The following is an 11,503-nucleotide window of genomic DNA, read 5'->3' on the forward strand; positions in this document are numbered from 1 at the left end:
TAAGGGCGCATTTTTTATGCAAAATATTAAGTTTTTATACATTATCCTTCTGTCCGTATTATTTGTAAATATGGGATGTAAGGGGAAAGACAAGGGAGAAATTGGAGTCACAAAATCTAAGCTCATTGAGGTTTTTAAAACTTCAAATCCAGATTATCCTAATATTAGTGTGCATCGTGGTGGTAAGAATATAAAAGGGTATCCCGAGAATTGCTTAGAAACCATAAAATATGTGAACGACAGTATCAAAGCTATTTTTGAGGTTGATGTCACCCAGACCAAGGATGGTCAATTAATACTATTACACGATAATTCTTTAGACAGAACTACGAATGGCAGCGGTTTGGTTAAAAACACCGATTATGCACAGCTAAAAGATTATAAACTCATTGATGATTTTGGTAATCAAACAGCATATGCAATCCCTTTATTTGAGGAAGTACTAAGATGGAGTAAGGAAAATAATGTGATTCTAACCATAGATATTAAGCGTAGTGTAAGCCAAGAAACAGTTATTAATGCGATTAAAAAGGCTAGGGCAGAAGACAATTGCATCATTATTACTTATGATATAGCCCAAGCACAATCAGCATATCGACTCGCTCCGGAGCTATTATTATCGGTTTCGGCGAGAAATCATGAAGAACTAGATAGGCTATTAAAGACCAAAATTCCCCCTGAAAATATGTTGGCCTTTACAGGAACTAGGTTATCAAATCCATCCTTATACAAGAGACTGCATGATGAACATATTTTATGTATACTCGGTACATTAGGAAACTTAGATAAGCAGGCAGCAGCGAGAGGACATGAGATGTATAAGCGTTGGAAAAATCTTGGAGCCGATATATTAGCAACGGATAGGCCTTTTGAAGCTTATAATGCCATAAATCAATAGAAACGATTATGAAGTATGCAAGACTAACGAAAGAACAGTTTGAAGAATTGCACCAAGAGTTCATTAGCTTTTTGGCGACGCAATCTATTACAGCTGATGAATGGGAAAACATCAAACAGAACAAGCCCGAAGCTGCAGAGCAAGAACTCGATGTGTTTAGTGACTTGGTATGGTACGGTGTGCTTAATAAAGTTGAATATTTAGAGCATATTTCACCTAACCAAATTCACCTTTTTAAATGTAGGGCTAAGGATATGCACCTTATTGCACTTAAACTAAAAGACAACAAGGCTGATTTTACGACCAGAGAAGGCTTTCAATGGTTAAGGGATAATTTGCTATCTGATGACATTGAGTTTTATAATGCCAAAAAAGACTATTCAAATGATAAACTCCAGGATATTTTTAAAATTGTTCAACAAGGCGCTAATATCACCAAAGGCGAATTATTTCAATATTTTGAGAAGCTGATAGGGCAGTAATTACTCGTACCTCAAAGACTCAATAGGATCTAATCGCGCTGCCTTTGTTGCAGGATACAATCCAGAAATAATAGCCACAATAAAAGCAATAGACGTTGCCCAAATCATGGCAACCCAAGGTGTGGAAAATTCGAGTTCAAACCCAGCAGCAACGCCCCAACCTATTAAAATACCTAACGAAATACCTAAGATGCCACCAAGTTGTCCAATGATGATGGTTTCCATAAAAAATTGAAAAGCAATAGTTCTGCGCTTAGCACCTAATGCTTTACGGACTCCGATCTCCCGTGTGCGTTCGCTAACCGAAACCAGCATAATGTTCATTAGTGCAATTGTAGAACCAAATATGGTAATAATACTAATAATCCATGCGGCAATATATAGCGTACTCGTATTTTCTGCCACACGATTGATTAAATCTTCACTACGTTCTATCCCAAAGTTATTTTCTTCAACAGGATTTAGCCCTCGGACATTTCTAAACGTAAGAATAGCATCATCTTGAGCACCTTCTAACATATCATTCTTATCCACTTTAACGCTGAGCGTATAGTCAATATTCGGATTAGTGAAAATTGAACGTGCTTTTTGTATGGGCATTACAACCGTTAGATCTTGATTATTACCAAACGTAGAGCCTTTTTCCTTAATAACACCAACAACTTTAAACTTTGAACCTCTAACACTAATCGTCTTATCTACAGGATTTTCATCAGGGAACAAGGCTTTTTGTAAATCACTACCGATGACACAAACAGCATTGTTATTCTCAACGTCAGCAAAGTTTAAGGAACGCCCATTTTCTATTTCCAGACCGGAGTTTTCAATGTAATGTTCGTTAGAACCTATAATAGCAACTTCTGGGTCGGTTTTTTTATTTTCAAATTTTACTTCGGAAGCCACGGAACCATAAAAAGATACGGCAACCTGAGTAAAGGGAAAATCATATTTATCAATAAAATCCTTAACGTTTCTATAGCTAATGACCGGATTCACTTTTTGACGCTCTCTACTACTTTGGCGTTGTGCTCTAAATTCATAGCGTTGAAAATTAAACGTATTGGCACCCATTGACGAGAAATTACTCGAAATGGTATTTTCTAAAGCCGAAACACCACTTAAAATGCCAACTAAAGCCATAATGCCGATAGCGATAATTAAAACGGTTAAAATGGTACGGAGTAGCTGACTTTTTATAGAACCAAAAGCAATTTTAATATTCTCTTTTGCTAGCGAAAACATAGTGTTGACTAAAGTTAGTTGGATTGTTTAAAACCATAAGACGCTCTAAACAGCATAAAGTTACTACAAATTTGAAATTACTTAGGTTTGCCTATAAAATTTATAATATTTTTGTGATGTTTTATAACCAAACAAATGTAAAGCTGTCATGTCGAGCTGAGTCGAGACATCTCCATAAAGCTCGATGAGGTAGTATCATGAAAATTAAGTTTCACTAAAAAAGATTCCTGTTTTCACGGGAAGTTAATATGGCGCAAAAACCAAGCATTCCAAGAGGAACAAGAGATTTTAATGCAGAAGAGGTTGCAAAACGTTCATATATAATGAGCGTAATAAAGGAAAAGTTTGAACTCTATGGATTTCAGCCTATTGAAACACCAAGTTTTGAGAATTTAAGCACGCTTACTGGAAAATATGGAGAAGAAGGGGATAACCTCATATTTAAGATTTTAAACTCAGGAGACAAGGTTAAAAAGGCTGATGTTGTGGCACTTGAAAATGGGAATTTAGTAAGATTTTCAAATTCAATATCAGAAAAAGCTTTAAGGTATGATTTAACTGTGCCTTTTGCGCGTTATGTGGTACAGCACCAAAATGATTTTGTATTTCCTTTTAAACGCTACCAGATTCAACCCGTTTGGCGTGCTGATAGGCCTGCCAATGGTCGTTTTAGAGAGTTTTACCAATGCGATGCTGATGTGGTTGGGTCCAAATCATTATTTCAAGAAGTAGAATTTATACAATTGTACGATGCTGTTTTTACAGCTTTAGAGTTAGAAGGCGTTACTATAAAAATCAACAATCGTAAAATCTTGTCTGGTATTGCCGAGGTGATTGGTGCACAGGACAAACTGATAGACTTCACAGTAGCTTTGGATAAACTCGATAAAATAGGCGGGGAGAAGGTTAAAGAAGAAATGCGTAGCAAAGGCATTTCGGAAGAAGGTATATCCCAGTTACAACCCTTATTTGAATTGAAAGGCGATTTTGGAGCACAGATAGAACGATTAAAATCTATTTTAAGTACTTCGGAAATTGGCTCAAGGGGCATAGAAGAATTGGAATTTATAAATACGGTAATTGCAACTCTAGGTTTAAAAACGGCCAAACTTCAATTAGATGTTACTTTGGCCAGAGGTCTTAACTATTATACAGGTGCCATTTTTGAAGTGTCTGCTCCAGAAAGTGTGAAAATAGGCTCTATTGGCGGAGGTGGCCGCTATGATGACCTTACCAGTATTTTCGGTAAACCAGATACCAGTGGAGTAGGGATTAGTTTTGGTTTGGATCGTATCTATTTGGTGTTAGAAGAATTGAACCTGTTCCCAGAAACGATTACAGAAGCCACTAAGGTGCTTTTTATAAGCTTTGGTAAACAAGAGGCTATGATGTCTTTACAAACCGTCTCTAAGCTGAGGACAAGTGGAGTTAAAGCCGAGTTGTTTCCAGATGAAGTAACATCTGGCAGACAAATGAAAAAACAGATGACCTATGCCAATAGGCGTAAGATTCCTTATGTCGTTTTAGTAGGCGAAGAAGAGTTAAATTCTGAAATGTTTACTTTAAAAACTATGGAAACTGGCGAACAACAGACCATAGATTTTGATGCGTTATTGAATGCCTTAAAATAAGAAAAGCCCGACCGAAGTAAAGGTCGAAGCTTTTCTGATCACTAACTAAAAATAAAGATTACTTCTATTCAATTAGAATTTTTTTGGATATTGAGCCTTGCAGCGTTTTAAGTTTAACAATGTAAACCCCTGTGCTTAAATTCTGTATTTCAAATTCGTTGTACGATTCAGTCCATAAATCTGAATTATCGTAGACCACTTGTCCGTTGATATTATATAGTTGAAGTTGTTCCAACTCATATAAATTAGGATTTAGTACAACGATTTTGTTTCTGTTAGATGCATAATACATTCTCAAATCTTCAACAGTCACTTCGGCATTAGATAAGGTTTCAGGCAGGCTAAAAACGATTTCGAAACGATCTAAATACTCGCCGGCATTCAATGATACTTCATAGTCCTCAGTTCTTAAATCATGGTACATGTCTAAGTCAATATCGTGTAAATAGATATCTAGGTCTTCAGGTACATTTTCTAAAGAATCAATTCTTATGGTATTAAGGCCATCACTGCTAGTCTTGATACCTAGAGGGAATATGGATGTTTCTTCGGCTACATTATTAGCTTGAATGATATACTTCTCATTATTGATTATCCAAAACATATCATCCGTTTGATCTTCATTCAACGGTGCATCATATGCCCAATCAACACCTTCAGTTGTATTTTCGTCTATAGTCAGGAGAATCTGGCGTTGCAAGTGCAAACTATTACTTGCTCTGTAGCCTATTCTAAACTTCATTCTATCATCTATATCTTCATCATTCGTTTGGTTCTCTGTTGTGTTATTACCTCTTAGGAATACTGATGATCCAATACTTTCTTTTTGGAAGATACGTTGATCATTTTCAAAAGTAATAGAACCTGCACTAGCTCCCGTAACAAAAAATCCTTGACTTACTGGAATGTATCTTCCAGGTGTTTTTGTGCCTACACCAACCTGTGCAACACCAGGATCGGGAGCTGAGGCTGGAACTCCACCGGCTAAATTGTAAGTTGCATATCCGCCTTGGTATTCTTGTAAAACATGCGAACCACCTCCCCAATGTTCCCAGAAATATAGTGTTCCGGATAAATCAGGGTTATCATTTATAAACTCATCGGCATTTATTGCGGAAGGATAAGGATTTCCGACTAAATAGTTATTATCTGCATATATAGATAAGGTTATAGTGCCATTATTTGGTTTACCGATAAAGGCATAATTCTGGTCTGCAGTAATAGGACCTGATCCAGGACCCTTCATTGTAAAGCCCTCACCAGGACTTAAATTCCCTGTACTTTTTACATGTTGCCATGAAGAGTAGTCATTGGTAGGATGATTATCAAATTTCCAGATCCAATAGTCAGCTAAACCTATAGGTGTAGAATTAGATCCATTGAAACCTGAGGTTAGCCAATTGATCGGAATTGGATTTTCGGGATTGCTCCCATCCATTAGTATATTATTGAGCTGATAATCGTTATTGTTTGTGGTATTATTGATGGTTCCTACAGGTGAAGACCAATAGTTATAAGTAAAAGTGTCTGCTGTACCTTGTTGATCCCGTTCAATCTTTCCCTTGCTATTGGGGTCGAGAACACTATTTTCACCTTGTAAGAGTTGCGATTCTCCTTCCAAATCTATAAAACCATCTAATTTTAAATACCATGATATATTTAATTCGGAGTCGTTTGTTACATGATATTCAATTGGATTTGAACTTGAGTCATTTTCATCAATGATTAGTCCAAGATGTTTTTGAGTCCCATCATAAGAAATATTGTTGTGGGAAATACGAACAATAGACCAATCATAGATTATGGCATCAACGCCATAAATACCGTCTTCAGTTTTGTTAAGTGCGATTTCAAGATTTGTATCTCCAGATTGTGAAGTAAACGGAATAGGTGTGGTTTGAGACTCTATCTCCTTAATATTATATAATGCTGCACCATTGTTTTCGTCAATAGAAGACGTTGTGAGATCATCTGTAATGTTACCTTTAAAAGTGTCAAGGCGGTAATACTTTTCTAGATTAGACCATGACAGGGTTTCTATGTCAAGAGGAATCTCGGTACCACGTATGTAACCGTTATCTTCGATTTGTTGATAAATGATCTTTCTGATTTCTCCTGCATCCAGTGCTTTGCTAAACAGACGAATTTCGTCGAGATATCCTTTAAAGAATTGTGCATCATTGATAGGATACTTTGCCATAGTAAATGAACTAGTATCAGAATTCAGTGCACCAGATTTATTGCCATTTCTTACATCTTCACCGTTAACATATAAGTTGTATGTTTCATTTGAAGCACTGTAGCTTAATGAAATATGTGTCCAACGGCTCGTTTGTATTTGAGTGTTGTAGTTTACAGTGGTCCCACTAATATTAGCCTGAAGACGCCCATTACTTAGAACTCTAAGATAAAAATTGTCCTGGCCAAATAAAAAGCGATTACCAGAACCGTCAGCATCTAATTTAATCCATCCCATTAGGGTGATTTCACCCCATTCACCAATGATATTAGCGTCTTGAATATAATCATTACGTCCGTCAAAATGAATCTGAAGCTGAGTATCTAAGTCTCTTGGTGAACCAAATTTATCCTCAGCCGTATCAAATAAATCTAAAATACCATCACCTTCAGTATCAGCACTGTCATCAATTACACCATCGTTATTGGCGTCTAAATCAGCATATAAGGTTGATGCAATGTCAAAGCTTTCATTTGAGTTGTTGTAAACATCGATATAGTCGGGAAGGCCGTCAGCATCCGAATCCTTTACAAAGTTAGTATGCGTTATTCCTTGGTTTTGATTGCCATAAGCAGATGCAAATGTCGTTCCGGAGAAAAAATCGTAGACATCTAGAATACCGTCACCAAAAAATTCTGAAGTACCGTCCGAATTAAAGTCTTTTTCTCTAACGGCATCCGTATCGTCACCATCTCCAACCCCATCGCCATCGATGTCTCCGTCACCATTTTGAAAATCTGAATCTCCAGAATTCCCTGCACCAGACTCATCAACATCAAAAATTGTATCATTATCACTATCAAGATCAATGTAATTAGGTGTACCATCACCATCAGAGTCCAATGGATTTAATCCTTCAAAAGCATCGTGCATGCCATTACCATTACTATCTACCCATGTATCTACTAATGCCGTGCCATTGCTAATTGGTGAATATCCCGACTCCACAACATCAGGAATACCGTCATTGTCACTATCGAGATCAAAAACATTGGCCACATTATCTCCATCCGTATCGCAAAGTGTTTGGGTGATTTGAATATCATCAATGGCCAAGTCGTTTCCTAAACCACCAAGTTGGTTATTATAGAAGTAAACGTTAAATTCACTCACCGAAAAAGTTAGATTGGCAGAAAAGTTATGCCAACTGCCAGTAGCATCCCCGTTAATGGAAGGCGGAATGTCACCTGTGGTTATAGAAGCCAATACAATGTCATTGACATCTCTAAATTCGACTAAAATATCCGGACGTAAACGTGTGGCTATTCCTGGTGCATCTACTGTATCCAAATTTAAAACCCAAAAACTATAGGTTATAGGAATATTGGGTAAAGCACCTGTAATACTGGCTGTGTAAAATATACCCGGATCAATGGCAGCATTAAACATAGCCATTCTTCCATTAGTGTCACCAGCTGTATGATCTTCACCAGTATACCAGTAAGCGTCGGCCCAAGCACCTAGCTCTTCATTTGGCGTGTCATCGATACCGTCACCATCAGCTGCTCTATAATAAACGGTGTATTCACCATCATTAAGGTCATCACCACCAAGTGATGGGCAGCTTGCAGTACCATCCTCATAACAGTAGGAAGTAACGGCATCGTAAGTAGTATTGATAGTTGTTCTTTCACCACTTCCGAAAGTTTCGTTTAAAAATTTATAGTTAACTTTTATAGAGATATCGGAATTATTACATTCTAGTTCTTCCACTGCGTCTGCAATACCATCATTATCATCATCAATATCGACGTTATCTAAAACACCGTCGCCATCACTGTCAAAAAAGTTTTGAATTACTGAGGCCTTAATGGTAAATTGAAAGTTCGATTCATCAGTATCATTGTTCTCAATAGTTACAGTAGAAGTCTTTACACCAATCGTATTTGAATTGAAAGCTACTTCAAAAGTAGTTGAGTCATTTCCATTGATTGTTGTAGCATAAGGAATTCCAACTATATTGAAATCTGTAGTATTCGATAAGATAATATTTGCAATTTCGAGATTGACAGCTCCTGTATTACTTATGGTAAAAACTCTTGAAATAGTTTGGTTTGTATTTACTGATCCAAAATCAGTATGATCTGCCAGTGAAGGTGTATTATCACCATTTACAATATCGTTACCATTACCAGTAACTGATATCTCTGCAATTTGTGGTGCTGTTACAACTACTTCGTAATCTTCTACTTCACCATCAAAGTCAGTTTCACAAGAGGTTGGATCACTCCAGTACTTCGCCGAAACTCTCATTCGAGTTGCGCCGATTTGGGCATCCTCTGGGATCGTAATTGCCAAAGGAGATAAATCTGTAATGCCATTGGCGACATCAATAGCAGATCCAAGATCATAGCTTTCGCCTTCATCGTCGAAATCAAAATCCTGATTCCAGTCTATCCATGCAAAGGCATGAACGACAAAATTACCATCAGTATCCACATTTACACTTAGGTTATGAACCGATCCCGTTTCAACAGAAGTAGATTGCGAACTAGTAAAATCCTCATAACCAATGTCTTTAGGAGCACCATCGGAGTGATTAATGGTATTAAAAGTGACGTTTGTTATACTAGTTTGATATTCCAAATCTCCCCATGATTCACAGTGGGCTGGAGATACACCACTACCTTGAATTGAGAAGTTATAGGGGTTTTCATCGGTATCACTGTTTGCAATAGAAATAGAGGCGGTTCTCAGACCTTCTGCACTTGGACTAAAGGTTATGGAAAAGGTTGTACTTGATGATCCCTGTACCGTATTAGATGGTACAGTGGATAGGATGAAATCGTCAGCATGTGCACCTGAAATAACTACATAGGGTGAAGCATCAGTAAGATTAATTGTGCTAGAAGCACTTATATTTTCGATAGTAAATGTTCTGGTGTTGGAACCAGAATCAATAAATGCCTCATCAAAATCTGTATGATCCGTTAAAGAAGGGGTGGAATCACCATCTGCAATATCAAAACCATTACCAGTAATATTTATTTCCGCTTCGGGGACGCCCTCGGCAACAACTATTTCGTAATCCTCAACTTCTCCATCAAAATTTGTTGCACAAAGTGTAGGGTCATCACCAAAATTAGCAGTTATTCTCATACGCGTTGCTCCTAATGTTGCATTAGCAGGAATAGTAATTCCTAATGGTGATAGATCTGTGATACCATTCGATACATTAAATGCACTTCCTAAATCGTAGCTTTCGCCCTCGTCCTCAAAATCGTAATCCTGATTCCAATCAATCCATGCAAATACATGTGCTGAGTAGGCACCGTCGGTATCAACATTCACACTTAAGGTCCGAGTTGTATTTCTATAAACTGTTGTTGAATGTGTTGTTGTAAAGTCTTCATACCCATTATCTTTTGGTGATCCGTCAGAGTGATTAATGGTATTAAAAGTTACATTGGTAATACCCGTATTCCAACTGGTATGTCCCCACGAATTACAGTAACCTATTGAGGTTAAACCTGATAGGTCTGCAATCTGAATTTCGTGAGACATGCTATTTCCACTTCTATGAGACCAATGAGCAGCCTCTGATGTTGATTTTAAATAATAATTTCTCCATCCTCGTGCATAGGCTGTTCCATTACCACTTGAAATTGATGAGCCAATTATAAGGGCTTCATTAATATTGGTGATACCGGATGATGTAATGCTAAAAGCATTTTCGTTTGCTGAGTTTGAGCTTAACTGATAACGCGTAACATTTAGGTTGGGATTAACCAGAACATGAACGAATTGTCTATTAGTACCGTTAGAATCGTGATTTATATGAAATCTCCAGTCAACGGTTTGAGGGTTAGTACCAGGCTCCATAATTGGCCAGTTATCTGCAATAGCTCTATTGACGCCGTTAGTATTATTATCTCCTCTGTGATGACCGAAAATGATAGCTTGGTTCCAAGAACCTACATTAATTGTTGCACCTGATCCATCAGAACCATCTTTTAATGTGATAGATCCAGTATCAGCAGAAACATTGCCAGAGTCGCCATGAAGTACGGTCCAGTTGCTTCCTGTGAACTCAACAACAGTTATATAAACGGTGACATTATTGCCATTAGTTCCTTTTTGGACCCTTAAAGTTGAAGCATCCTCCAAATAGGCAATGGCAGTGCCAGAATCTGCACCCTGACTGCTGTCGTTGTTGAGAATACCAGTGATAAAGGGTATGCATTTATCAGGATTAATTATACCATTTAGTGTCTCGGTTACATTGTTTGTGCTTCCATTCAATGATACCTCATAACGTCCACGAACTATCATTTCATTAGCTCCTCCTTCAGGACCAATATATTCCCAAATAGAGGTACTAAATCGCATATTTGAATTTAAGGAACCAGACTCTCTAAAATAGGAAAGGGTATTGGTTTGGGTTAAAACCCTTGCTCCAGCTAGATCATCTCCATTGAGAGTACCACCATTTCCGCTTGGTCCTGCATTAGATTTTCTATTATTATTTGATAAGGCTAGAGCAGAATTTAAAGATCTAACTGCTATAAAACTTGTATTTATACCATTAGAATTGGCAACGTCGTCTTGAAGATGTTGAACATTGAAGTTTTGTGTCTGAGCTTGAAAGTCAACAGATGATAACAAAACAAAACAAAACAACAGTCTTTTAAAGACAGTAAAATTTCTCTTCATGGCAGGTTAAGTTTAAAAATTTACGAGTTTGGGGCTCGAGTTTTAACTAATTAATATTCAGCTATAAACATAGTGAAAATCAATCAAAAAACCTATTAAATGCTTAATTTTTCCGATGAAAGGCATAGTTTGAATAATTTTAGCTGAATGTATAAAGAAAAGCCTTGATCAAATCAAGGCTTTTCATGGTTAAGAATCAAGATTTGAGGTAAAAATTATTACTTAACTAAAACTTTCTTAGTCGATACTGAACCGCTCACAGTATATAACTTAATAATGTAAGTTCCAGCACTTAAATTCTTAACGCCATATTCAGAGTAACCGCTCTCTGAAATATCTTCTATAGTGTAAACAGACT

Annotated in this window: 5 protein-coding genes; 3 read left to right on the plus strand and 2 right to left on the minus strand. The window is 37.1% G+C overall.

Annotated elements, in window-relative coordinates:
• The first annotated feature begins 16 nt into the window (after positions 1-16).
• Positions 17-898 (plus strand): glycerophosphodiester phosphodiesterase family protein, encoded by an 882-nt coding sequence (locus Q0972_RS16005; protein ID WP_299367672.1) that lies wholly within the window; start codon positions 17-19, stop codon positions 896-898.
• Positions 899-906: 8 nt separating this feature from the next.
• A complete protein-coding gene (locus Q0972_RS16010; RefSeq protein WP_299367675.1) occupies positions 907-1,380 on the plus strand; it encodes a DUF6495 family protein in 474 nt (157 codons plus the stop codon).
• On the opposite strand, the gene Q0972_RS16015 is transcribed toward Q0972_RS16010, so the two are convergent.
• Positions 1,381-2,622: an ABC transporter permease gene (locus tag Q0972_RS16015; protein WP_299367678.1), complete on the minus strand. Its 1,242-nt coding sequence runs from the start codon at positions 2,620-2,622 to the stop codon at positions 1,381-1,383.
• 248 nt (positions 2,623-2,870) lie between these two features.
• Here Q0972_RS16015 and hisS point away from each other — a divergent pair, with 248 nt between their 5' ends.
• Positions 2,871-4,253, plus strand: a complete 1,383-nt coding sequence (hisS, locus tag Q0972_RS16020) for a histidine--tRNA ligase (protein ID WP_299367681.1) — start codon at positions 2,871-2,873, stop codon at positions 4,251-4,253.
• Between the two features lie 64 nt (positions 4,254-4,317).
• On the opposite strand, the gene Q0972_RS16025 is transcribed toward hisS, so the two are convergent.
• A complete protein-coding gene (locus Q0972_RS16025; protein ID WP_299367684.1) occupies positions 4,318-11,145 on the minus strand; it encodes a choice-of-anchor D domain-containing protein in 6,828 nt (2,275 codons plus the stop codon).
• Positions 11,146-11,503 lie beyond the last annotated feature (358 nt).

It is taken from the genome of Winogradskyella sp., from assembly GCF_028282165.1.
In the GTDB taxonomy this organism is placed as follows: domain Bacteria; phylum Bacteroidota; class Bacteroidia; order Flavobacteriales; family Flavobacteriaceae; genus Winogradskyella.

Excerpts from the sequence above, each read along its gene's own strand:
- hisS (WP_299367681.1), top strand. The coding sequence starts at position 2,871 with ATGGCGCAAAAACCAAGCATTCCAAGAGGAACAAGAGATTTTAATGCA.
- Q0972_RS16005 (WP_299367672.1), top strand. The coding sequence starts at position 17 with ATGCAAAATATTAAGTTTTTATACATTATCCTTCTGTCCGTATTATTT.
- Q0972_RS16010 (WP_299367675.1), top strand. The coding sequence starts at position 907 with ATGAAGTATGCAAGACTAACGAAAGAACAGTTTGAAGAATTGCACCAA.
- Q0972_RS16025 (WP_299367684.1), bottom strand. The coding sequence starts at position 11,145 with ATGAAGAGAAATTTTACTGTCTTTAAAAGACTGTTGTTTTGTTTTGTT.
- Q0972_RS16015 (WP_299367678.1), bottom strand. The coding sequence starts at position 2,622 with ATGTTTTCGCTAGCAAAAGAGAATATTAAAATTGCTTTTGGTTCTATA.